The sequence below is a fragment of the Acinetobacter sp. WC-323 genome, from assembly GCF_000314615.1.
In the GTDB taxonomy this organism is placed as follows: Bacteria; Pseudomonadota; Gammaproteobacteria; order Pseudomonadales; family Moraxellaceae; genus Acinetobacter; species Acinetobacter courvalinii.
On record NZ_AMZS01000068.1, the window covers coordinates 198,073 to 218,054 of the forward strand.

Below are 19,982 nucleotides of genomic sequence, written 5' to 3' on the forward strand. Positions count from 1 at the left end.
AAAGTCTCGTCATGAGTCAAGATTGCACGAAGTCTAAGCGATAATTTCATCTTACGCCTTGACCTTAAATACCTTAGGCGATCAAAATATTGGCATATTTCCTCATTATGATCATAAGGCATACAAAACGATGAATCCAAGCGATGATTTAGAATACCAATTAGAAACACTGGCAATTCGCACAGGGCATGATCGTACCTCGGAAGGTGAACATAGTGAGCCGATCTTTTTAACCTCATCATTTGTGTGTGACAGTGCAGCGGATGCTGCTGCAAAATTCTCTGGACAAATTGCAGGCAATACCTATTCACGTTATACCAATCCCACCGTTCAGGCTTTTGAAAAGCGTTTAGCTGTTTTGGATGGTGCAGAACGTGCCGTCGCGACCAGCTCAGGCATGGCAGCAGTTCATGCCATGTGTATGGCTTACTTAAAAGCAGGCGACCATGTGATTTGTTCTCGCGCAGTATTTGGTTCAATCATTGCCTTATTTGAAAAATATGTGGCGAAATTTGCGGTTGAAGTGACCTTTGTTGATCTGGGTGATCTTGAAGGCTGGAAACAGGCGATTCGTCCAAATACCCGTATCTTATTCATCGAAACGCCGTCGAATCCTTTGGCACAAGTCGGTGATATGCAAGCCATTGCCGATATTGCCCATGCCAATGGTGCTTTATTTGCCGTTGATAACTGTTTCTGTACCCCTGTATTACAACAACCGATTAAGTTTGGTGCGGATTTAGTGCTTTATTCAGCAACCAAATATATTGATGGTCAGGGCCGTGCGCTTGGTGGTGCAGTAGTCGGTAAGCATGACTTGCTTGAAGAAGTAAACGGCGTGATTCGTACTTTAGGTAATTCCATGAGTCCATTTAATGCATGGATTTTCTTGAAAGGCCTTGAAACGCTTAGCATTCGTATGAAAGCCCATTGTGAGAGTGCACAGAAACTGGCTGAATGGTTACATCAGCACGAAAAAGTGGAAAAAGTCTATTACGCAGGCTTACCAGATCATCCGGGACATGAACTCGCGAAAAAACAACAAAAAGGTTTTGGCGGTGTCGTATCCTTTGTGGTCAAAGGCGAACGTGAAGGCGCATGGACAGTGATCGATAATACGCGCTTCTTGTCGATTACCAGTAATCTGGGTGACGTTAAGTCAACAATTACACATCCAGCAACCACCTCGCATGGTAGAATGTCGGCAGAAGCTAAACAAGCTGCAGGAATTGAAGAAGGTTTAATTCGTGTGTCTGTTGGTTTAGAAGACATTGATGATATTATTCGCGACTTATCACGCGGTTTAGATTTAATTTAACGAGAGAAACTTATGAACATTAATATGCTCATGCAGCAAGCTCAGCGCATGCAAAAAGATATGGAAACTAATCTTAAAAAAGCCAAAGAAGAGCTTGCAAATACTGAAGTTCATGCGGAAGCAGGCGGTGGTTTAGTTAAAGTGACCATGACGTGCCGTAATGTCGTTAAGCGTATCGAAATTAGTCCTGACCTGTTACAAGACGAAGCAGACATGATTGAAGATTTGATTGCTGCGGCAATGAATGATGCTGCACGTCAGGCAGAAGCAATTTCAGAAGAAAAACTTCAAGGTGCAAACTCAGGTATGGGCTTACCACCAGGTTTATCTGGTTTATTTTAAATCCCTCCCAGCCTCCCTTTTTTAAAGGGAGGAGTACCCCTCTTTTTTAAAGAGGGGTTAGGGGAGATTATGAGAGTTAATTAGTGTTTAGTGAACGATTTGAACAACTGGTTCAAGCATTACGTATTCTGCCGAGTGTTGGTCCAAAATCAGCACAGCGTATGGCATTGCATTTATTAATGAAAAATCGCGAAGGTGCCTTTGCACTGTCTTATGCTTTACATGAAGCTTCCAGCCATATTCATGAATGTCGTATTTGTCACTCTTTAACAGAACATGATGTCTGTGATATTTGTGCCTCGGTAGAACGTGATGAGCAATTGCTGTGTGTGGTTGAATCACCAGCAGATGTTATGGCAATTGAGCAAAGTGGCAGTTTTCGTGGTAAATATCATGTTCTGGGCGGGCATTTGTCACCTTTAGATGGCATTGGTCCGGAAGAAATCGGGATTCCTTACCTGATTCAGCGTTTAAGCGAAGGACAGATCCAGGAAGTGATTCTGGCGACCAATGCGACAGTAGAAGGCCAGGCAACCGCACATTATCTGGTTGAAGCGACCAAACATTTACCGATTCAGATGACCCGAATTGCACAAGGCGTACCGCAAGGCGGTGAGCTGGAGTATGTCGATAGTCATACCTTAAGTCAGGCTGTACACAACCGAATGCGCATGAAATAACAGCTTTCTTGGCATTTTCTTATATTTATTTTAAATTCATGCTGTTAATTTAAACAAATAATTAAATTTTACATTTTGTCTAACATTATCGTAGATCTATTTACGATGATTTGTGGCACTATGAGCTGGCGAAAAGGATTTTCGTTTTTTGATGAAAGGGAGAGAGGAGTAATTTCATGTTTTATATGTGGAATACCAATTAAATTTTTTTGTATTTTGTTTTTAGTTAAGCAATGCCTGATCTCGGTTAGATCACTCTATTGCGTATGGTTCTATATTATTTTACTTGAGCACACATGTTTCAGTTTATCCAGCAGCAACAAGATTTAGCTGTTCTCCTTAGCCAGATGGAACAGTGTTCTGTCTATGCACTTGATACCGAATTTATCAAGGTCGATACCTTATATCCCAAACTTGGTGTTTGCCAAATCAATTTAAATGGCCAGATTCTGTTACTGGATGGTGCAGCATTGGATCTGACCCATTTCTGGCCGAAGATTTTTGCTGCTCAACAGAACATTTTCCATGCCTGTAGTGAAGACATTGACTTGATCTATCATTATGCAGATCAGAAACCCTTGAATAATGTGTTTGATACCCAGGTCGCAATGGCATTTCTGGGGCATGGTTTACAGGTCAGTTATCAGAATGCATTAAAGACCTGTCTTAATATCGATATTGAAAAAGACCAGACCCGTTCAGACTGGCTGGCAAGACCACTTTCGCAAGAGCAAATGAGCTATGCGGCAAATGATGTCATCTATTTAAGTAAGTTAGCAGATACCCTTAAAACTGACCTGAAAGCGAAAGGGCTGTATCAATACGTACTGGAAGACTGTCAGAATCTCACCAAAGAGATTGCAACGGAAACACCACTGCCAGAACTTTATACCGACATTGGTAACTACCGCCATTCGCGCCGTGAGTTGATGCAACTGCAGCAGTTGAGTATCTGGCGAGAGCAGATTACCAAGGCCTTAAATCAGCCACGCAGCTTTATTCTTCGCAATGGCACCATGATTGATCTGGTTGAAAAAAATCCGCGGAATACCTTTCAGCTTGCCCAGATCAAGGATATCCGGCCGAATGTGATCCGTGAGCATGGTAAAACCATTCTGGATTTATTGAAATTCTTACCGCCTGAGAATGAATGGCCTTTACGCATGGCACGGCCGGTCAAGAGTAATTCAAAAGAAGTGGCACCTAAAATCGATGCCTTAATTGCTGATGTCGTACTTCAGACCGGAATCCCGAAAGAAGTATTGCTGCGTAAGAAATGGATGAACGCCATTTATGAACATGTGGTCTTTCATCGGGATGAGCAGAGCTTGCCGAATTATCTGATAGGCTGGCGTTATGATTTGCTGACTCAACCCTTGATTGCCTTATTGCGGGAAGATATTGAGTATCTGGCTACTCAGATGAAAATTGCCCGTTAGCGTTTTGAAAAAAGAGCTAAGTGATTAGCTCTTTTTTTTGCCTTGATGATCAGCATCATGGGCCGTCTTCGTTCATCCTGCCAGCCCATCTTTTCAATCATTTCATCGCTAGGCAGTGGTTCAATCAGGGCGGTGATTTCAAAACCTGCTTTGAGTAAAGCCATGACATGGGTTTCGATGGTGCGGTGATATTTCATCACATGGGTACCCAGGAATCGTGTTTCTCTTTGGCCTTCTGCAAAATAATGGTCCACCGGCCAATACAGTGGCTGTTTCTCATGACTATAAATCCAGTCTTGCTGCGCACGTGCGGTAAAAATCGGGTGCTCGACAGAATAATAGATTTCTCCCTGTGGCACGAGCAGTTGAGCAGCTTTTTCGAATACAGCATCCAGATCTTGCACGTAATGCAAGGCCAGTGAACTGATGATCAGGTCAAATGACGCTGCTTCAGCGATAAAATTTTCAATCGAACTATGTTGGTAAACCACATTTTTTGCTGTATTTAACTGACGTGCTTTTTCTAGCATTTTAGTGGATAAATCAATTCCGATCACAGAACTCGCACCTTGTTCAGCAGCATGTTGACAATGCCAGCCATAGCCACAGCCCAAGTCCAAAACCGTTTTATTGTTTAACTCTGGTAGGTGTGCTTTAAATGCCGACCATTCACCAGCAGCGTGCAAGCCATATACCGAACGCGGCATTTTTGAATATTCAGTAAAAAATACAGGATCATCATATTTGTTTTGTTGCATGGCTGTTCCACCGGAAAATCAGTGTTTGATTATGGCATTCTAAGACACGGCATGGAAATAAGGGCTAAGGTGGCGAAAGAAAAAAGTCGACTCTGGCGTTAACAATCCTTAATGTATCCATTTTTATTTTCATGTATGCTGTCTTTGATTGTTAATAGATGTGAGTAAACATGCACTGCGATATTTATAGATCGAGCAAAAAAGATGAAATGTATATGTACATTGCTCGTCCAAATTATCCTGATGACAAGGAACAAGAGAACCCGTTTGAAGGTGTTCCAGAAAGCGTTTTACAGGCCTTCGGCAAAGCCACCTTTGTGATGCATTTAGAACTTCATAATGAGCGAAAACTTGCACGTGCCAACGTTTTACATGTTTTAGATTCATTGAATACCAAAGGCTTTTTTATTCAAATGCCGCCTGAAGGACTAATCAATCCGAATGCGGTAGAACCAGAGGGCTTACGCGGTGCTTGAAACTTTAACAGCAATCTGGTCGAACATTCTCTCGGTACTGGATCAGTTTCCTGAAGAAAATGTCGCGATCATTGTTTATGTTACGGGGACGCTCATCGCATTGTGGTGCTGGTATCGTTTGATGTCACGTCTGCCCAATCCGATTGGTGGCATCCTGTGGATCGTGGCTTTTGCAGTTCTTGCAACGCCAACGATTTCAGAAGGTCCGAATTCAGCCCTTGCCCCTGCAATTTTTGGTCTGATCTTTGGTGTGCTGACCAAAGAGCATGTCTTGATCTGGTCAAATCTATCATTGATTTTATTCGTCATTGGTACAGGGCTACTGATTGGCTTCTGCTGGTCAAAATATACTGCAAATAAAACTGCACGTTCAGTTTAGATACTAAGTTAAATATAGAAAAATAAGGTTTTTAAATGTCTGCTGATACACAACACTTCACCGGTACAGATCAATATATCGCGACCGATAGCTTAAAACTTGCAGTGAAAGCTGCACGTGCCCTACAAAAACCATTGCTGGTCAAAGGGGAGCCGGGTACAGGGAAAACCTTGCTTGCAGAACAAGTAGCTGCCAGTCTGGGTTTGAAGCTGATTACCTGGCATATCAAATCGACCACCAAAGCCCAGCAAGGTTTGTACGAGTATGATGCGGTGTCGCGATTACGTGATAGCCAGTTAGGTGATGATCGTGTCTATGACATTAAAAACTATATCAAGCCCGGTAAATTGTGGGAAGCATTTACCAGCGAAGAGCGTTGTGTCTTGTTAATTGATGAAATTGACAAGGCAGATATTGAATTCCCGAATGATTTGTTGCATGAACTCGACAAAATGTCGTTTTATGTCTATGAGACAGGCGAGACCATTACTGCCACACAACGCCCGATCGTGATTATTACCTCGAATAATGAGAAGGAATTGCCAGATGCTTTCTTGCGTCGTTGTTTCTTCCATTATATCGAATTCCCTGATGAAGCGACCATGCGCGACATCATTGCAGTCCATTTTCCGAATATCTCCAATACACTGGTCAGTGAAGCATTGCAGGTGTTCTTTAAATTACGTGAAATCCCGAATTTGAAGAAGCCACCATCAACTTCAGAGCTGATTGACTGGTTAAGCTTGTTGATGGCGGATGATATGCCGGAAGATGTATTGCGTAATCATGACAAATCGAAAGCGATTCCACCATTATATGGTGCCTTGATCAAGAATGAACAAGATGTGCAATTACTTGAACGTTTAGCCTTTATGTCACGTCGTTAAGAGTACTGAGCAATGTTTGTGCGACTGTTTTACACCTTACGCAAATATGGCGTACCGGTCACGACACGTGAGCTCATTGATCTCAATCAGGCAGTAGCTTCAGGTCTTGTGTTCGCAGATCAGGACGAGTTCTATCAGTTGGCGAAAACGGTTTTAGTCAAAGATGAACGCTTCTTTGACAAGTTCGATCGTGCCATGAAAGATTACTTTGATGGCATCGAAACCTTTGATCTGGATGAATTGCTGAAACAGGTTCACAAGTTACCCAAAGACTGGTTTGATCTTGAACTGCTGGAAAAGCATCTGACACCTGAACAACGTGCGGAATTACAAAAAGCCGGTTCTCTGGAAGAGCTGATGAAAATGCTGGAAGAGCGTTTGCGTGAACAGCATAAGAAACATCAGGGCGGCAACCGTATGGTTGGCACAGGTGGTACTTCACCTTTTGGCGCCTTTGGTGATCATCCTGAAGGTGTTCGCATCGGTGGGCCTGGGCGTAAACGTTCGGCGGTAAAAGTGTGGGAACAGCGTAAATACCAGAATCTGGATGATGATCAGGTACTGGGGACCCGCCAGATGCAAATCGCCTTGCGTCGCTTACGTAAGTTTGCCCGTCAAGGGGCTGCTGAAGAACTCGATGTGGATGGCACCATCCGTGAAACCGCCAAACAGGGCATTCTGGATGTACAACTGGTGCCTGAGCGTCGTAACCGCATTAAGGTATTGATGCTGTTTGATGTAGGCGGTTCGATGGATGCCTATATTGCTGAATGCGAGAAGCTGTTTAGTGCAGCCAAATCCGAGTTTAAAACGCTGGAATATTTCTATTTCCATAACTGCCTGTATGACTATGTCTGGAAAGACAATCATCGCCGTAGTGCAACCCGCATGAATACCTGGGATCTGTTCCATACTTATGGACGTGATTATCGCGTCATTGTGGTGGGTGATGCCAGTATGGCGCCGTATGAGTTAAAGTCGGTTGGTGGTTCGGTTGAGTATATGAATGATGAAGCGGGTGAAGTATGGCTAAGACGTTTACGCCAGCATTTCGATAAAACCGCTTGGCTGAATCCTGAAATAGAAGGCTATTGGCATTACACCCAAACCATTCACTGGATTAAAGACATTTTTGAAAATCATATGTTTCCGATGACGCTGAAAGGTATCGAAGACATGACGCGCTACTTATCGCGTTAATATTTATATTAAGACGACAACTTTATAAAAACAGGAATAATCATGGAACATCAAATCAATGGAGTAGCTTTGTTGAGGGCGGTTATCGATTCTAGAAATTAAAATACTCAGGTCAAAAGATATAAAAGCCCTCGACAGAGGGCTTTTTGTTTAATATTGATTAAAGATATAAAAATGATAGATTTTTAACTTTGAAATATTAACGAATGTATCCATTTTTTAATAATTTTGAGAAAGCTAAATTGTATAAATGTATGAGCGGATTAACGATGTATTGTCCATACGATTTCCACAATGGCATGCCTAAGAGATTAAGTAAAAATGCGATGGTAAATGCGCCAAGCATATCCAGAGGAAAATGTACGCCTAAGTAAATTCTAGACCATGCAACCAACCAGGCCAGGCCTAAAAATATTAGACCGATAGCTCTTTTTGAAAATAACAGTGAAAAAGCAATCGTACTAAAAAAGAGCATATGACTACTCGGAAATGATCCACTTGGTGCATGGTCAATCAGTGTTCTTCCCACTTCCATGACAAAAGGGCGTGGAGAGTAGAAATAGCCAGAAATTATTTTGCCAATAACAAAGGCCAATAGGGTAAAAAAAGTTGCTTTTATAATTTGTTTTTTTACGTTGAGACCGCCTTTAAACCAGCAGATAAGAAAAAATAGAACCACGATATAAAACAAGTCATTTGCTATGAATATAGCCGTTTTAATCGTCCAGTCAGAAGCCACATCCGGGGCATTTATTGAATGAAATAAACTTAAATTTAAACGCTCTAAGGACATACAATTCACCTAAACAAAACTGGAAAAGTATATCAATTCCGGGGGCTCACTTCAGAAGAGGATTGCTGTGTCTTTGTTAAAAAACCGAAATTAGCATGAACGGTCATAGCACTATTTTGATCAGTGTAGCTTCGCCCTGACTCGAGCTATCAATGAAGCTTGAAGAAGCTCATCAGAAAAATGAGCGTGCGTTATCAATGGCACAGCAAACCAAAGCTGGGCATGTTTATATTATTTCTAACATTGGTTCATTTGGTGAAGATGTTTATAAGATTGGTATGACGCGACGTTTGGAACCAATGGATCGCGTAAATGAACTAGGTGATGCGAGTGTGCCATTTTATTTTGATGTGCATGCAATGATTTACAGTGATAATGCCCCAGCTATGGAAAATGCACTTCATAAAGTATTTGCTGAGCGACGTTTAAATCTAGTCAATCTACGTAAAGAATTTTTCCATGTAACTTTAGATGAAATCCAAAGCGAAGTTCATAAAATTTCAAGTGATGCTGAATTTACTATCACTGCTGAAGCTGAACAATATAGACAGAGCCAAACAATTAGACATGAAAAAACTCAAGCAGAGAAAAAGCTTGAGGAAGAAATACCAGCATTGATATAAGAGATTAGTCATGGGTTTTAATTTTAGAAAAAGTCTAAAGATTGCGCCGGGTATACGTTTAAATATTACGAAAAAGGGTATTTCTAGTGTTTCATTAGGTGGAAAGGGCGCACGAGTTAACCTTGGTAAAAAAGGGACGAGAACAACTGTAGGATTACCAGGAACAGGACTTTCGTACAGCAGTTACAGTCCTAAGCAAGTGAAGAAAGAATCAGTAAGAAATGCGCCTACAAAATCAAGTATGCTTATGAATATGTCTCCAGTCGGTACGCAAGTTCCTCCACCATTGCCTTTTATGCCAAAGATTGAGCGAAAGGTTTCAATTCTTTTAGGCATCGGAATATTTGTCTTACCGTATATTTTTGCTTGGTTCACTCTACGTGAAGGATATTCAAAGCTAGCGAGGTTTATAAGTTTTGGATGGTTTTTATTTTTAGTGTTTGTGAGTATGCAGAAATAATTCATTGGTGTTAGCGACTACAGAAGATAAGGTACGTTGGTATAAATACAACTTTGATCAAAACCTTAAAGTAGGTGACTTTGAGTTATTAGAAATTTTAGATCTGAGACAAGCGCCTTTGCTTGGAGATAAGGCTATTGCAAAAGATGCAGCAAAAGCACTTGGTTTGAAGACGTGGCGTTTCGTGAAAATTTAATATGTTTTGATATTTTTAATAAAACAAAAAATTTTCAATTTAGTCGAATTAATTGGATGAGGGTGGTATGTTGAGAGCGACTATTATTATATTGGCAGGTTTATGTTCTATTGTTACGTTACTATGGGCAATATTAAAGCCTGATTTTGATTCATGGGGTGCATTTTTAGCTTCGTTTATAGTATTTTTATCAAGTTTTAAGATTCCTAAAAAATTAGATATTACACCATCACCTATGTCTGTAATAAAAGAGCAGAGAGTTTCTGATGACTCAATAGGGTTACAAGCTGATGTCATTCAGGATGTAGTGATTAATAAGGGGAATGGAAATGTGGAAAAAGAAAATGCCAAATAATCAAGAACAAGCTGTAGTTGGTGGTTCTGTTGCTTTACAGGCAGATCAAATACAGGATGTAATAATTAATAATGGAGTTCAAATAACTGAAATTATACCGATCTGTAATCAATTGTTTGAAATGAACTTTCCTCGTTTAAGAGAGGAGGCAGCTAAAATTGCCCTTGAGAATGTTCAGAAATTTTCATTGGCTTTACAAACAAGCATCAATGAAAACGTTGAAACTATCGTATTAGAAAAACTAGCTGATCCAGATATACAGTTTTGCCTAAATCAGTCATTGCAGCTAGTTGCTAGGCATGGAGAAAAAATTAAACCTGAATTATTAATCAATTTGATCCAAAAAAAATTGTCTGAAGATACCAATGATTTTGAAAATTTAATTTGTAATCAAGCTATAAATATGTTGGATAAAATCACTATCAGACACTTGCATTTGATCCTTTTTGTTGGTGTTGTGGACAATATCTTACCTCGTATATCTTTAGGACATAGTGCTTTAAATGTTGATGATTCTTTTTTAATAGATATTATTAAAAAGATAGATAGAGTTTTTTGTGATCTTTATTTTAAGTTTGATAAGTCTTTAGAACTTGAATATTCTGATTCAAAATATTTGGAGTCATTAGGTATTCTTAATTTTGATAATATGCCTTTTTCTTACTCAAGCTTTGATATCTTACATAGTAAATTAGGTAATGAAATTTTAATAAATGGGCAAAAAATTAAAGAAGCGTACTTAAAAAAAATTGTTGAGGAAAATTCAGAAAAATATTTTGAATGCCTAAACCTATATAATAAAATATTTAAACATAATCATGTTTCTTTATCATTTATTGGTGATGCAATTATGAAGAGTTATCTAAATGGACAGTCACTATCTATTTAAAAATTATGAATAAAATTTTACTATTTTGAATAGAGAGCATCACTAGCGGATTTTCTTTTGACCAAGTAAAGTTAGCTTCGCTTTACCTCAAAAACTAACTAAACTTAGTTTTCTTCACTTTTTTTTAAAAGTTCAGTAATTATTCTGAAGTATTCCGTATTATTCTCAATACTTTGCTTCAAAAGTTCTCGAAGATCATTAATCTCCTGTTCACTACTAATAGGTTTTTCAAAACTTTGCTCCAATCGAGCAACAATATCCGCATTCATAGAGCGATTCAGTTCTTTGGCTGATTCTGCAATTTTATCTTTTAATTCTTGCGGTAAGCGCAAATTGTAAGCAACACCTAAATGTTTACCCATGATTGTAATCCTTGTAAATCTGTTGACATGGTATCAAGTGGACATATATATTTGCAATATGTCCAGTGGACATTGTTTTTTAAAATTAAAACGCCCCGAATAATCTTGGCGGATCACGGGGCGAGTTATCAACAATCTTCAAGGAATATTGATATGAATAGTTTAACATTTAATGCCATACAATTTCACCCAATACAACAGAATGACGACCAAATTTGGATCACTTCATCCGAATTAGCTCATGCTTTAGGTTATGCACGTGAAGATTCCGTGTCTCGTATATATGATCGTAAGTCAGATGAATTTACTTCCGATATGACAACGACCGTCAAATTGACGGTCGTTAGAGCCACGGGTTCAGTTGAAATGGAAAATCGTATTTTTTCCTTACGTGGTTGTCACCTCATCACATTCTTTGCTCGTACACCTGTCGCAAAAGAATTCCGAAAATGGGTGTTAGATATATTGGATAGGGAAGTACAACCTAAGACAAAGAATTATAAAACAGAACGTGTAGTTTTAAACGATGCTGTAAATATGCTTGTAGCAAAGACCAAGCATCTTAACTTTTCAGATGCCTACAAGCTCATTCACCAACGCTTCAATGTGAACGGTATAGATGAGATCTCATTTGATCAGATTCCCGTAGCTGTTGAATATGTCCATCACTTGATTGCACTGTTCAGTGTAGATAACGAACCAAATATGATGAACGTCAGAGCAATGGCAATGCATCTAGTATGGTTAAGCGGGTGGTGGAGACAGTTTGGTGCTGCTGTAAGGGGAATTAATCCACATATGGGCTCTGCTATCCATGATCATTTCAATGATGGTGGATTTGTTGCTTGGATGTTCATCGACAAAGAAAAACATGCAGAACTAAGAAATAGGATTGATACACATCCTTGGCACTTAGCACCGATGGATCGTTATCATTTATTAAATAATCATTCTTAGTCTTTGGTGAAGATGATGGGAGTCGAACCCGTGTCCGCAAAAGCCGCTTGTTTAAGCGGTTTTTTTATATCTTTAGCAGAGGCTTTTCACCCATTCTTTTACTGTCAGATCGGCAAACCCAAATCTTAACCGAATAAAAGATATTGTTAAAATTTTGCTAAAATTTTGTTAAGGCGAAATTTTCACCAACAAAAGATCCAAGCAAAAAACTGAAAAATTCTATAAAATAAACAAAATGATTTACTCAATTTAAAATTTGGCTATTGATATAAATGACTGATATAGAAATAGAAACACATCCGTTACAACCTTTTTTACCTTCAAATGCAAAGCTATTGATGCTCGGTAGTTTTCCGCCGCCGCAAAGCCGCTGGAAGATGAATTTTTACTATCCTAACTATCAGAACGTTATGCCTTAAAATATAAATATGTAACTGATATATAATAAATTAACCATTAAAATTGATCATTTTTTAACGCAAAAATGGGACTTATAGAAACTATAGAAAACAATAACTTATAAATCCCATTTGTTAAAAGATTTTATGTCAATTCGGCAAATGGCAGAGTAATACCAACATCCACATCATTCCACACAATCTCATGACCAGATTCATAATGATGAGTCATTTTCTCATTGCTATGTCCAGCTAAAGCTTGAGCGCTATGACCCGCTTTTTTATGCAGAAAATAGCCAGTGCACGTATTTCATGGAAGGTGGGTATCTGTCTTCCTTTAAGTTTTGGATATGCCCTGGATAACTTCACTATTCGTAAAAACTCTTCAGATAAATACTGTGGCAGTATCTGGGTCCAGTGTTCTTTATTCTCGTTCTTGGTTTTACGCCGCGGAATCTGAGAAATAACAAATGGACTTTGAACTTTGCCAGACTTGCATCGCTCCAGAACTTTCTGCAGTTCACTATCTATCTTGATCCGGACGTAACCGGCACCTTCCATCACCTCAAAATCGTCAATTGGATCGTCCGTGGTTTTCTGCTGGGCGATATGAATATATCCATCATAAATATCCGTCCAGCGAAGGTTGACGATATCGCTTCGTCTTTGGGTGGTTAATAGTGACAAATCAATGGCATTCTGGAGCCATAGAGGAGAGTGCTCCCGGATCTGTTGAAGGCCGGTTACAGTATGTCGTTTACGTTGTTTCTGGACATGCTTGGTTAACGTGACACGTGCAGGATTATCCGGGCAGAGACCTTTACTCATGGCCACATCAAAGATATTGCTCAATAAGCTACGTACAGCCTTTCTATTAGACGGTGTTAATTCATCTAACTGATCATTGACCATTTTCAAAGTAATGGATTCCAAAGTCTGATTTCCCCAGATTTTGTATAACCTGTTCAACTGGAGCTGATATGACTTTTTACTGTTATCTGCCAGTGGCCGACCGTCTTTACGTCTTTTCTCATCAAGATACTGCTGGCAAAACGCTTTGAAGGAAATAGTTTTACCGGTGACGTTAGATACCAGATCCTGTTCCTGGATAAGCAGTGAGTTGAGTTTGCGTGCGGCCTGAATTGCTGCAGCCTTATCACGTCCGATTGAATGAAATTTGCCTGTTACAGGGTGCCGGTACCTCCATGAATTACCATTACCTCTGTAAAGATTGGCAGGTAAATCTTTATTACCCGAGTTGCGTGACCGTGACATGTTTAACCTTGCAGAACCTTATTGACCAGATCATCGCCAGTCTTTTTCTTGTAAATATCCCAATTGATATACCAGTTTTTACGTTTTCCCGAACCGAGTTGTTCGGCGGGCAGCTCACCTAAACGGCACTGACGTGTAATGGTCTGAGGTGTAGGAGGTGTCGCACCGCCGTCAGCGTCACCATACACGCGCTTAATAAATTCAGATACTCGAATCAAGCAAGACATAAATTTACCTCCTATACTGTCTTACAGCCCTGAATGAAGGGCTGTATATGCAATCTGCACAATTTTAAATTTTGATTTTTTAAGGTTTAAAGTTTTAAGAAGGTAATGTGCTGTTTAACTTTTCAAAAGACTGCGTGCGGGCAGCCTTCTGATTGGTTAACAAGGAGACCGAAACATCCTTGATCATTTCATTACCTTGCAGGACCTGTTGTTTTGCCTGGAGAGCTGTCGTAGCCTCTACACGTCCTCGTAAGCTGCCTTTGCCGTGAAGCTTGGCCACATACTTAAAGATGTAGGTTTTTACGCACTCCAACCCTCCATGTCCTTTTTTGCCTTACAGGCCTGCACGATCTGGGCTTCGTAGCGGGTGCCCTTAAACTGTTTATAGATCGGTCCCAGATCTGCTTCTTTATCCGCATGATGGATCGCGTTTAAGGCCTGCTGAAAGTCCTGAGTCAATTGCTGTGCAGCATTGGCAGGAGCCATCTGGTTTTGCTGTTGTGGCTGTCGTTGTTGCTGAACCGGTGGCTGGTTTTGAGCAGGAGCATTCTGCTGGTTGTTCTGGGCAGGTGCATTGGTCTGTTGATGGAAAGCATCCGTATCAGCATCTTGAGTATCATCAATCAGGAACAGGCCATTCAATGCGTATTTACGCGCATAAGAACTGGATGAGCCAAAAGTCTGGGCCACATCCATTCCTTTTTTATTGATCTCCACGCCGGCATGAGCCGTAGTCATGGTTTGTTTGCCTTGAGCATCGGTAAAGACGGCTTTGGCCGTGATCACCACAACAGGACCGATCTCTTGTACTTCATCAGTCACCACAAGAGTAGCGCCGTATTTCTGCAATAACGGCTTTACACCTTCGAGGATATCTTCAAGGCTACGGTAATGGAATTTACCGAAACTGTTGTATTTGCTCTTTGGTGCTTTTAACTCAAGCTGGATCAGTTGTAGGGCATCGAGTGTGGTTGCTGATGCCATTTGTTGATTCACTGCTGCATTCATCTTAAATCTCCTTAGGCACCGTTGTACTGCGCGTTACGGTATTCAATACGTTGTTCTTTGCTATAGCGTGGGGTTTGGCTTTTGGCACTACGTTGAATGGCGCGTTGGTAATTTACGAGTTTCTTGATATTACCTTTTAGCCAATACACAGATAATTCTTCTTCATTGATCGGGCGAAGCTCGCTATCTGGCGTTTCCTTGACGAGGATAGAGTGCCAGTCAAAAGCAGCAGCCTGAATGCCACCGAAGAATTCTGTATCAAAATCAGGGGTGTAATTTAACGATACGTTGACCAGATAAATTTTGGGGCCAAGGCGTACGTTGTAGTAGCCATTCACGTCTTTACAGATAAATTCTGCGAATGGTGTGGTATAGCGTTTCTTTTGCATGACAGGCTCCATATTACTGGTCTTACCCTGTGTATATGATGCTGAATGCCCAGTATTTACAGAGCTTGCAAGTCGCTGTGCGTCATAGCTTGACGGTTTTATTTTGTACAATAAAGAGCCGCTAAATGTATTGGTCTTTTGGATAAATGCTGAATGTAAATGTGCCATGTCTTATCCTCCAAAAGTGCCATAAACAACAGCAGTAAGGACCAGCCCGAGCAGGAAAACGACCAAAATAATAGGAAAGAGCTTAAGCCCATCTTTTAGATTGGCTTTGATGATTTCAAGCGTACTGATCTGATAATCAGTAGCAGTAGGGTGCTGGTGTAAACGTTCGGACGTTTGACTATGTATAGGCTTTTGTTTCATAATCTATCTCATGTAAGTGAAGAGAGCCCCGTCCATCCGCCAAGATTTCGGGGCTTTTTGCTGTCCATGAGGTAAATATACCCACAAGGTAAAATATTGTAAATACCTTGTAGGTAAAATAATAGGAAGAATATTTATACTTGTTGGGTAATTTTTTGTTTTAACTAAAAGAAAACCCACCGCTGGGGTGGGTTATAGAATCATAATAAATATGTTAATTAGCTATAAATCTTGATGATTTAAGTTTATTCCAAGCTGTTTTAATATGCATAGGTTGCATGGTTTGCTTTCGATTATTCCATTTATGGACATGCGTTACAGCATCTTCCCAAGATAAAATATTTTCATGTTTTGTTACCCAGTGTACAGTAGAAAGCAATTCTAGCCCATATAAGGATTCATAGCCATCTATCAAGTCTTTTACTTGCTCAATGTGACTTAGTAAATTGGGAGAGTAATTTTCAACAAAGCTTCTTGCTTCATCTAAAGCTTCAGGTATGGGTTTAATTTCCGATGCAACAACACCATCCCCAACTCCTTTAATGAAATGCCCATCAATACGATCAAGGACATGTCTTAATTTATCAGCATAGGGACCATATTCGTATTTAACGAATTCTAAATTAAGGTTAAATCCCGTTTCTTGTAAGAAATAAACTAATTTTTGGGTTTCTATTCGAGACAATCCATAACCAACCTCACGATAACCGTCCAAAAGTAATAATAGGGCAGCTCTACCCTCTGTCATCTTGGGGCGGGTGGTGTTTGTATTGGCTGAAATAGTATCTGCATTTGGTTGGTTGGTTGGTGGATAAATGCGTACATCCAAATGAGGATGATTTTCAAATGTCTTGATAATAAGAGGAAGCACCTCATCCCAGTCTAAACCACCATTACCACACCCCAAAGGAGGAATAGCAATCGATTGGATATCGTACTTTTCTACGGTTATCAGAAGATCTATCAGTCCAACTTGAATATCTTTAATTTTTGATGGAGAACGCCAATGTTGCTTTGTTGGAAAGTTAATAATGTATTTAGGTGTTGCTAGGCTACCAAGATCGTAGGTTAGCATTTTGCCGATTACAACTTCCTTATTCTTACATGCTTCTGAGTAGGCTTTGAAATTGCCTGGCCATTTCTTTTTAAATTGCAGGGCTATCCCTTTACCCATAACACCTACACAATTTACTGTATTTACAATGGCATCAACATCAGATGCAGATAATAAATCTCCCTCATGAAGTGAAATAGTCATAAGCTGTCTCCTAGAAATACCAATCAGGTTTTATGCTTACTGGTATATTCAAATGATACTTTCTTAGTGAATCCTTGACAAACATTAATGCATCATTATTGTGAACACCAATTGCAGAGATAAGATCAATGGGGAAGGTATTGTAAACTAGAAACTCAGCTTGGCGCATTTCTCTGCGTTGAGGGTAATCGACTGTATCATGAAAAAATTTACAGTAACCATCAATAGCTGGAGGTGATGTGAGGTATGTCCAATTTACAGTTTGCGGTAACTTGGTGTGATCATTTTCAAATGTTGCATAATCCAAAGAAGCATTTCGATCAGTAAAAACATAGAGGTTGTTAGTTTCTAAAATTTTTTCTACTGTTGTTTGTAAATAAATAATACTATCTTGTCTATAATCACATCCGTCTACATTACCTTGATTGATAACGTATAACATTGGTGATCTAGGGGCAAAATAAAAGGGGACATAATCATGTAGAGATCCATGAGGAGGAACAGGAACATTCTTAGAATTTCTTTTATTCTGGACAGAAGAATGTGCAATATTCCCATAACGAATTTGATCTTTAGTGCAGGAATTTTTACAAATTAACGAGCCTTTATTGAGAATCGAATCCAAGTTATCAATTGCTGTCATATGGAATAAGCGTGTAGGCATTGGCATATTTTATATCTCATTTTTTAGGGCTTCATTAAGGTTTAACCAGAGCCGACTCCAATCGACCAACAAAACTTAACTCGTTAAGCTGTTCTTTTGTGATGATTTCATCTGGATATTTGTTTTTATCAGGGTTATCACTTTGTAAACGAACAGTTTTTTCATTACCATAGCTGATAAAGACTCGTTTCATTCGTAAGTATCCGTTATGGAGGAATACATACACATCTCCATTAATAATCGCAGCTGTATCAATAGGTGATATATCTACAAACAACGGGCTATCAGGAGTAACCGTGGGCCACATACTATATTCCGCAGAGTAAATTACTCTTAAATTTTCAGGTTTTGATTTAATGCCTAATAACATAAGAATGTTTGGATCTATTTCTAAATAGTCAGAAATGTCTTCTAAAAAATTGGTCACGCCATTACCACACGCAGCTTTGACATCCTTATGAACAGGGATTCTTACAGTATTTTTATTTTCATAGGATGATTGAAATTTCAAAGAGCTTATATACGCCTCATCTTTCGATGAAGTCATTGGTGATAAACCATTAGCTTGATCTAAAAATCCTTTTGGCTTATTGCAAGCCTGTTCAATTTTTTCTGCAGTTTCATCACCAATATTTTTTGTTGGATTTTTCCCAATATATTGGCTGAGCAGATTGTAAGACATATCAATTTTATCAGCGAATTCTGTGCGACTAAGCCCTAAATCTTTCATTAATTTTTTGGTGTTACTAAGTCTTATTTCATGAATTGTCTTTAATTCACTCATGATGCAATCTACCTGCTTGATTCTAGTTAAATAATTTACCTGTAAGGTAGAAAAAATAAATACCCTGACAGGTTGTATTTTATTTACCTGTTGGGTATATTTATATTTAATTTACCTATTAGGTGTATGTATGGTTACCCTTTATGAATATTGGCGCGGATTAGAAAAGAGCGAACGTATCCGCTTTTGTGAAACAACCTGTATTTCATATGGATATATGGAATCTCATTTAATTCATGGCCGAAAAAAACCAAGCATGGATACGATCCAAAAAATGGTTGATGCCAGCAATAAAAAATTAACCCATGAAGGCCTATTTATTTTTTTCTTAGGAAAAGAGTTAGGGCAACAGGCGACATCGTGAAAAGAAGATATTTGCAAAACAGGAAAAGATATGCAAAACGCAACAGCACAACTTAAATCGAGTGAAAAGCTATTAGAACCAATGACCACCCGAGTCCCTATTGATGTAAAGCTGATAGTTGATGATTTGGCTGATGGTAATCGAGCGAAATGGATTAGAGAGGCCATTGAGTTAAAGATCGAAGTTGATTTGGGCCAATCTTTAAGCGAAGCCAAGAAAAAATCAAAGAATACAATGAATTCAAGTGAATACCTGAATGTATTCAAAACTCTTTTTTCGGTATTCCAAATAAGCAAAAAGCCCGATGTGCGAGATCGGGCTTTGAGCAGTGTTCATTAATCGAAGGAATCAAGAACATGACAAATATATCAAACGAAGTATCAACCCACAACAGTGATTTCATTGTGGGGGATACGGTTGTAATTAAAATACCACTTGAGTTCATCAATAGAACTTTTGACTCAGATGAGCTTTTCACAGTGCAGGATATTTGTGGGCTGCAGAGTAGTGGAATCACCATCTTGGTGAATGGCCATCGTGTTACAGCAGCAGAATCTGAACTGCGCCATGCCTCAATTGCTGAGTTGAATGCCAAACGCCGTCTGACAGATATTGAGCAAGTACTAGCGGAGGTTTCATGAATACAAAGCTTCCAGACTACAAACAACTTCAGGCGATCCAATCCTGGTATGAGCCAGCATTAAAACTTTTGAACGATCTGCTTGAGCGTAACAAAGCCAATCTCCGTAAGCGGGGCTATAACGAAGAGAATGCAGCAGTAACACGCGAAGAGTTTAGACAGCAACTTGCACATCGTGGATGCATTACCTTGCATTTGGCTGGCGAAATTGAAACGAGTTTGTATAAAGCCCAAAAGATTGAATACATGGGCGGATATTTAAGACCTAAGGTTGGTGATGTATGAGTTTAGATGCATCAATGTGGGCGTGGAAAACACGCCAGAAGCAGAAAAAGGGTGGAGCACTAAAACCACTCAAGAAACTGGTTTTACTCTCACTGGCAGATCGAGCTGGTGAAGATCATGTTTGCTACCCAAGTATTGCCCGTCTTGTTGAAGATACAGAGATGGATCGTAAAACTGTGCTTAAAATTATAGATGAGTTAATTGAGG

The 19,982-nt window shown here is 39.5% G+C and carries 30 protein-coding genes and 1 pseudogene; 20 read left to right on the forward strand and 11 right to left on the reverse strand.

The genetic code is table 11. From position 1 onward, the window contains the following. Nucleotides 1-130 precede the first annotated feature (130 nt). From ACINWC323_RS01330 to ACINWC323_RS01315, 4 genes are all read left to right on the forward strand, one after another. Nucleotides 131-1,318, forward strand: coding sequence for an O-succinylhomoserine sulfhydrylase (locus ACINWC323_RS01330; protein ID WP_005230372.1), 1,188 nt, complete (start codon nucleotides 131-133; stop codon nucleotides 1,316-1,318). 12 nt (nucleotides 1,319-1,330) lie between these two features. Beyond that, complete coding sequence (locus tag ACINWC323_RS01325; RefSeq protein WP_004772118.1) at nucleotides 1,331-1,660, forward strand: YbaB/EbfC family nucleoid-associated protein; 330 nt, start codon at nucleotides 1,331-1,333, stop codon at nucleotides 1,658-1,660. Between the two features lie 83 nt (nucleotides 1,661-1,743). Continuing rightward, nucleotides 1,744-2,340 (forward strand): recombination mediator RecR, encoded by a 597-nt coding sequence (gene recR / locus ACINWC323_RS01320; protein WP_005230374.1) that lies wholly within the window; start codon nucleotides 1,744-1,746, stop codon nucleotides 2,338-2,340. Nucleotides 2,341-2,636: 296 nt separating this feature from the next. Next, nucleotides 2,637-3,779 carry a ribonuclease D gene (locus ACINWC323_RS01315; RefSeq protein WP_009515672.1) on the forward strand — a complete coding sequence of 381 codons (1,143 nt, stop codon included), beginning with the start codon at nucleotides 2,637-2,639 and terminating at the stop codon, nucleotides 3,777-3,779. On the opposite strand, the gene ACINWC323_RS01310 is transcribed toward ACINWC323_RS01315, so the two are convergent. Further along, nucleotides 3,776-4,537 carry a class I SAM-dependent methyltransferase gene (locus tag ACINWC323_RS01310; RefSeq protein ID WP_009515400.1) on the reverse strand — a complete coding sequence of 254 codons (762 nt, stop codon included), beginning with the start codon at nucleotides 4,535-4,537 and terminating at the stop codon, nucleotides 3,776-3,778. The two genes, ACINWC323_RS01315 and ACINWC323_RS01310, sit on opposite strands and share 4 nt — an antisense overlap. Nucleotides 4,538-4,707: 170 nt before the next feature. Between ACINWC323_RS01310 and ACINWC323_RS01305 the strand changes: the two genes are divergently transcribed. The 4 genes from ACINWC323_RS01305 to ACINWC323_RS01290 are packed head-to-tail and all read left to right on the forward strand — an operon-like array spanning nucleotide 4,708 to nucleotide 7,479. After that, the gene (locus tag ACINWC323_RS01305) at nucleotides 4,708-5,013 is read left to right on the forward strand and encodes a YcgL domain-containing protein (RefSeq protein WP_005230383.1); all 306 of its coding nucleotides are present in this window, start codon (nucleotides 4,708-4,710) and stop codon (nucleotides 5,011-5,013) included. Then, on the forward strand, nucleotides 5,006-5,392 hold the full coding sequence (locus ACINWC323_RS01300) for a hypothetical protein (protein ID WP_005230385.1): 387 nt from the start codon (nucleotides 5,006-5,008) through the stop codon (nucleotides 5,390-5,392). Before ACINWC323_RS01305 ends, ACINWC323_RS01300 begins: the two co-directional genes overlap by 8 nt. Before the next feature lie 35 nt (nucleotides 5,393-5,427). Next, on the forward strand, nucleotides 5,428-6,279 hold the full coding sequence (locus ACINWC323_RS01295) for an AAA family ATPase (protein WP_009515407.1): 852 nt from the start codon (nucleotides 5,428-5,430) through the stop codon (nucleotides 6,277-6,279). Nucleotides 6,280-6,291: 12 nt separating this feature from the next. Beyond that, nucleotides 6,292-7,479 (forward strand): vWA domain-containing protein, encoded by a 1,188-nt coding sequence (locus tag ACINWC323_RS01290; protein WP_009515557.1) that lies wholly within the window; start codon nucleotides 6,292-6,294, stop codon nucleotides 7,477-7,479. Nucleotides 7,480-7,678: 199 nt separating this feature from the next. Here ACINWC323_RS01290 and ACINWC323_RS01285 read toward each other — a convergent pair whose 3' ends face one another. After that, nucleotides 7,679-8,272, reverse strand: coding sequence for a phosphatase PAP2 family protein (locus ACINWC323_RS01285; RefSeq protein WP_009515509.1), 594 nt, complete (start codon nucleotides 8,270-8,272; stop codon nucleotides 7,679-7,681). 152 nt (nucleotides 8,273-8,424) lie between these two features. On the opposite strand from ACINWC323_RS01285, the gene ACINWC323_RS01280 reads away from it, so the two are divergent. The 5 genes from ACINWC323_RS01280 (at nucleotide 8,425) to ACINWC323_RS01270 (ending at nucleotide 10,795) form a co-directional block, all read left to right on the forward strand. Further along, nucleotides 8,425-8,895 (forward strand): GIY-YIG nuclease family protein, encoded by a 471-nt coding sequence (locus tag ACINWC323_RS01280; protein ID WP_009515573.1) that lies wholly within the window; start codon nucleotides 8,425-8,427, stop codon nucleotides 8,893-8,895. A 10-nt stretch (nucleotides 8,896-8,905) separates the two neighbouring features. Next, nucleotides 8,906-9,355: a DUF4236 domain-containing protein gene (locus tag ACINWC323_RS20575; protein WP_032881749.1), complete on the forward strand. Its 450-nt coding sequence runs from the start codon at nucleotides 8,906-8,908 to the stop codon at nucleotides 9,353-9,355. Between the two features lie 7 nt (nucleotides 9,356-9,362). Beyond that, nucleotides 9,363-9,551 carry a hypothetical protein gene (locus ACINWC323_RS01275; RefSeq protein ID WP_009515384.1) on the forward strand — a complete coding sequence of 63 codons (189 nt, stop codon included), beginning with the start codon at nucleotides 9,363-9,365 and terminating at the stop codon, nucleotides 9,549-9,551. Between the two features lie 67 nt (nucleotides 9,552-9,618). Then, entirely contained in the window at nucleotides 9,619-9,906 is a 288-nt protein-coding gene (locus ACINWC323_RS0119405; RefSeq protein WP_032881750.1) for a hypothetical protein, read from the forward strand. After that, nucleotides 9,896-10,795 carry an LPO_1073/Vpar_1526 family protein gene (locus tag ACINWC323_RS01270; protein WP_009515698.1) on the forward strand — a complete coding sequence of 300 codons (900 nt, stop codon included), beginning with the start codon at nucleotides 9,896-9,898 and terminating at the stop codon, nucleotides 10,793-10,795. Before ACINWC323_RS0119405 ends, ACINWC323_RS01270 begins: the two co-directional genes overlap by 11 nt. Before the next feature lie 104 nt (nucleotides 10,796-10,899). Here ACINWC323_RS01270 and ACINWC323_RS01265 read toward each other — a convergent pair whose 3' ends face one another. Next, on the reverse strand, nucleotides 10,900-11,157 hold the full coding sequence (locus ACINWC323_RS01265) for an Arc family DNA-binding protein (RefSeq protein WP_009515454.1): 258 nt from the start codon (nucleotides 11,155-11,157) through the stop codon (nucleotides 10,900-10,902). Nucleotides 11,158-11,310: 153 nt separating this feature from the next. On the opposite strand from ACINWC323_RS01265, the gene ACINWC323_RS01260 reads away from it, so the two are divergent. Both ACINWC323_RS01260 and ACINWC323_RS19935 read left to right on the forward strand, forming a co-directional pair. Continuing rightward, on the forward strand, nucleotides 11,311-12,114 hold the full coding sequence (locus ACINWC323_RS01260; protein ID WP_032881762.1) for a BRO-N domain-containing protein: 804 nt from the start codon (nucleotides 11,311-11,313) through the stop codon (nucleotides 12,112-12,114). Nucleotides 12,115-12,386: 272 nt separating this feature from the next. Further along, nucleotides 12,387-12,527: pseudogene (locus ACINWC323_RS19935) on the forward strand (G:T/U mismatch-specific uracil/thymine DNA-glycosylase); the annotation flags it as partial. 237 nt (nucleotides 12,528-12,764) lie between these two features. On the opposite strand, the gene ACINWC323_RS01255 reads toward ACINWC323_RS19935, so the two are convergent. The 8 genes from ACINWC323_RS01255 to ACINWC323_RS01215 all read right to left on the reverse strand — a co-directional run bounded on the left by ACINWC323_RS01255 (nucleotide 12,765) and on the right by ACINWC323_RS01215 (nucleotide 18,486). Beyond that, on the reverse strand, nucleotides 12,765-13,787 hold the full coding sequence (locus ACINWC323_RS01255; protein ID WP_009515453.1) for a phage integrase Arm DNA-binding domain-containing protein: 1,023 nt from the start codon (nucleotides 13,785-13,787) through the stop codon (nucleotides 12,765-12,767). Nucleotides 13,788-13,789: 2 nt separating this feature from the next. Next, nucleotides 13,790-14,014 (reverse strand): hypothetical protein, encoded by a 225-nt coding sequence (locus ACINWC323_RS01250; RefSeq protein ID WP_009515444.1) that lies wholly within the window; start codon nucleotides 14,012-14,014, stop codon nucleotides 13,790-13,792. Nucleotides 14,015-14,314: 300 nt separating this feature from the next. Next, nucleotides 14,315-15,022: an ERF family protein gene (locus ACINWC323_RS01240; RefSeq protein ID WP_009515421.1), complete on the reverse strand. Its 708-nt coding sequence runs from the start codon at nucleotides 15,020-15,022 to the stop codon at nucleotides 14,315-14,317. Between the two features lie 11 nt (nucleotides 15,023-15,033). Further along, complete coding sequence (locus tag ACINWC323_RS01235) at nucleotides 15,034-15,411, reverse strand: hypothetical protein (RefSeq protein WP_249364871.1); 378 nt, start codon at nucleotides 15,409-15,411, stop codon at nucleotides 15,034-15,036. Between the two features lie 171 nt (nucleotides 15,412-15,582). After that, nucleotides 15,583-15,780 (reverse strand): hypothetical protein, encoded by a 198-nt coding sequence (locus ACINWC323_RS01230; RefSeq protein ID WP_009515458.1) that lies wholly within the window; start codon nucleotides 15,778-15,780, stop codon nucleotides 15,583-15,585. 214 nt (nucleotides 15,781-15,994) lie between these two features. Beyond that, nucleotides 15,995-17,038: a type II toxin-antitoxin system antitoxin DNA ADP-ribosyl glycohydrolase DarG gene (gene darG, locus ACINWC323_RS01225; protein WP_009515491.1), complete on the reverse strand. Its 1,044-nt coding sequence runs from the start codon at nucleotides 17,036-17,038 to the stop codon at nucleotides 15,995-15,997. Between the two features lie 10 nt (nucleotides 17,039-17,048). After that, entirely contained in the window at nucleotides 17,049-17,708 is a 660-nt protein-coding gene (gene darT / locus ACINWC323_RS01220; RefSeq protein ID WP_009515645.1) for a type II toxin-antitoxin system toxin DNA ADP-ribosyl transferase DarT, read from the reverse strand. A gap of 28 nt (nucleotides 17,709-17,736) precedes the next feature. After that, the gene (locus ACINWC323_RS01215) at nucleotides 17,737-18,486 is read right to left on the reverse strand and encodes a LexA family transcriptional regulator (protein ID WP_009515411.1); all 750 of its coding nucleotides are present in this window, start codon (nucleotides 18,484-18,486) and stop codon (nucleotides 17,737-17,739) included. 130 nt (nucleotides 18,487-18,616) lie between these two features. On the opposite strand from ACINWC323_RS01215, the gene ACINWC323_RS01210 reads away from it, so the two are divergent. The 5 genes from ACINWC323_RS01210 to ACINWC323_RS01195 all read left to right on the forward strand — a co-directional run. After that, the gene (locus tag ACINWC323_RS01210; protein WP_009515655.1) at nucleotides 18,617-18,850 is read left to right on the forward strand and encodes a hypothetical protein; all 234 of its coding nucleotides are present in this window, start codon (nucleotides 18,617-18,619) and stop codon (nucleotides 18,848-18,850) included. A gap of 30 nt (nucleotides 18,851-18,880) precedes the next feature. After that, nucleotides 18,881-19,189: a hypothetical protein gene (locus tag ACINWC323_RS01205; protein WP_009515418.1), complete on the forward strand. Its 309-nt coding sequence runs from the start codon at nucleotides 18,881-18,883 to the stop codon at nucleotides 19,187-19,189. Between the two features lie 17 nt (nucleotides 19,190-19,206). Further along, nucleotides 19,207-19,491 carry a hypothetical protein gene (locus ACINWC323_RS0119410; protein ID WP_032881752.1) on the forward strand — a complete coding sequence of 95 codons (285 nt, stop codon included), beginning with the start codon at nucleotides 19,207-19,209 and terminating at the stop codon, nucleotides 19,489-19,491. Continuing rightward, the gene (locus tag ACINWC323_RS01200) at nucleotides 19,488-19,775 is read left to right on the forward strand and encodes a hypothetical protein (protein WP_009515474.1); all 288 of its coding nucleotides are present in this window, start codon (nucleotides 19,488-19,490) and stop codon (nucleotides 19,773-19,775) included. Before ACINWC323_RS0119410 ends, ACINWC323_RS01200 begins: the two co-directional genes overlap by 4 nt. After that, a partial coding sequence (locus tag ACINWC323_RS01195) for a helix-turn-helix domain-containing protein (protein WP_009515664.1) occupies nucleotides 19,772-19,982 on the forward strand: 211 nt, incomplete at its 3' end. The genes ACINWC323_RS01200 and ACINWC323_RS01195, both read left to right, overlap by 4 nt.

Excerpts from the sequence above, each read along its gene's own strand:
- ACINWC323_RS01240 (WP_009515421.1), bottom strand. The coding sequence starts at position 15,022 with ATGAATGCAGCAGTGAATCAACAAATGGCATCAGCAACCACACTCGAT.
- ACINWC323_RS20575 (WP_032881749.1), top strand. The coding sequence starts at position 8,906 with ATGGGTTTTAATTTTAGAAAAAGTCTAAAGATTGCGCCGGGTATACGT.
- ACINWC323_RS01315 (WP_009515672.1), top strand. The coding sequence starts at position 2,637 with ATGTTTCAGTTTATCCAGCAGCAACAAGATTTAGCTGTTCTCCTTAGC.
- ACINWC323_RS01295 (WP_009515407.1), top strand. The coding sequence starts at position 5,428 with ATGTCTGCTGATACACAACACTTCACCGGTACAGATCAATATATCGCG.
- ACINWC323_RS01330 (WP_005230372.1), top strand. The coding sequence starts at position 131 with ATGAATCCAAGCGATGATTTAGAATACCAATTAGAAACACTGGCAATT.
- ACINWC323_RS01305 (WP_005230383.1), top strand. The coding sequence starts at position 4,708 with ATGCACTGCGATATTTATAGATCGAGCAAAAAAGATGAAATGTATATG.
- ACINWC323_RS01325 (WP_004772118.1), top strand. The coding sequence starts at position 1,331 with ATGAACATTAATATGCTCATGCAGCAAGCTCAGCGCATGCAAAAAGAT.
- ACINWC323_RS01280 (WP_009515573.1), top strand. The coding sequence starts at position 8,425 with ATGAAGCTTGAAGAAGCTCATCAGAAAAATGAGCGTGCGTTATCAATG.
- darG (WP_009515491.1), bottom strand. The coding sequence starts at position 17,038 with ATGACTATTTCACTTCATGAGGGAGATTTATTATCTGCATCTGATGTT.
- darT (WP_009515645.1), bottom strand. The coding sequence starts at position 17,708 with ATGCCAATGCCTACACGCTTATTCCATATGACAGCAATTGATAACTTG.
- ACINWC323_RS01250 (WP_009515444.1), bottom strand. The coding sequence starts at position 14,014 with ATGTCTTGCTTGATTCGAGTATCTGAATTTATTAAGCGCGTGTATGGT.
- ACINWC323_RS01200 (WP_009515474.1), top strand. The coding sequence starts at position 19,488 with ATGAATACAAAGCTTCCAGACTACAAACAACTTCAGGCGATCCAATCC.
- ACINWC323_RS01265 (WP_009515454.1), bottom strand. The coding sequence starts at position 11,157 with ATGGGTAAACATTTAGGTGTTGCTTACAATTTGCGCTTACCGCAAGAA.
- ACINWC323_RS01230 (WP_009515458.1), bottom strand. The coding sequence starts at position 15,780 with ATGAAACAAAAGCCTATACATAGTCAAACGTCCGAACGTTTACACCAG.
- ACINWC323_RS01270 (WP_009515698.1), top strand. The coding sequence starts at position 9,896 with ATGCCAAATAATCAAGAACAAGCTGTAGTTGGTGGTTCTGTTGCTTTA.
- ACINWC323_RS01205 (WP_009515418.1), top strand. The coding sequence starts at position 18,881 with ATGCAAAACGCAACAGCACAACTTAAATCGAGTGAAAAGCTATTAGAA.
- ACINWC323_RS01210 (WP_009515655.1), top strand. The coding sequence starts at position 18,617 with ATGGTTACCCTTTATGAATATTGGCGCGGATTAGAAAAGAGCGAACGT.
- ACINWC323_RS0119405 (WP_032881750.1), top strand. The coding sequence starts at position 9,619 with ATGTTGAGAGCGACTATTATTATATTGGCAGGTTTATGTTCTATTGTT.
- ACINWC323_RS01310 (WP_009515400.1), bottom strand. The coding sequence starts at position 4,537 with ATGCAACAAAACAAATATGATGATCCTGTATTTTTTACTGAATATTCA.
- ACINWC323_RS01215 (WP_009515411.1), bottom strand. The coding sequence starts at position 18,486 with ATGAGTGAATTAAAGACAATTCATGAAATAAGACTTAGTAACACCAAA.
- ACINWC323_RS01285 (WP_009515509.1), bottom strand. The coding sequence starts at position 8,272 with ATGTCCTTAGAGCGTTTAAATTTAAGTTTATTTCATTCAATAAATGCC.
- ACINWC323_RS01235 (WP_249364871.1), bottom strand. The coding sequence starts at position 15,411 with ATGCAAAAGAAACGCTATACCACACCATTCGCAGAATTTATCTGTAAA.
- ACINWC323_RS01260 (WP_032881762.1), top strand. The coding sequence starts at position 11,311 with ATGAATAGTTTAACATTTAATGCCATACAATTTCACCCAATACAACAG.
- ACINWC323_RS01290 (WP_009515557.1), top strand. The coding sequence starts at position 6,292 with ATGTTTGTGCGACTGTTTTACACCTTACGCAAATATGGCGTACCGGTC.
- ACINWC323_RS0119410 (WP_032881752.1), top strand. The coding sequence starts at position 19,207 with ATGACAAATATATCAAACGAAGTATCAACCCACAACAGTGATTTCATT.
- ACINWC323_RS01255 (WP_009515453.1), bottom strand. The coding sequence starts at position 13,787 with ATGTCACGGTCACGCAACTCGGGTAATAAAGATTTACCTGCCAATCTT.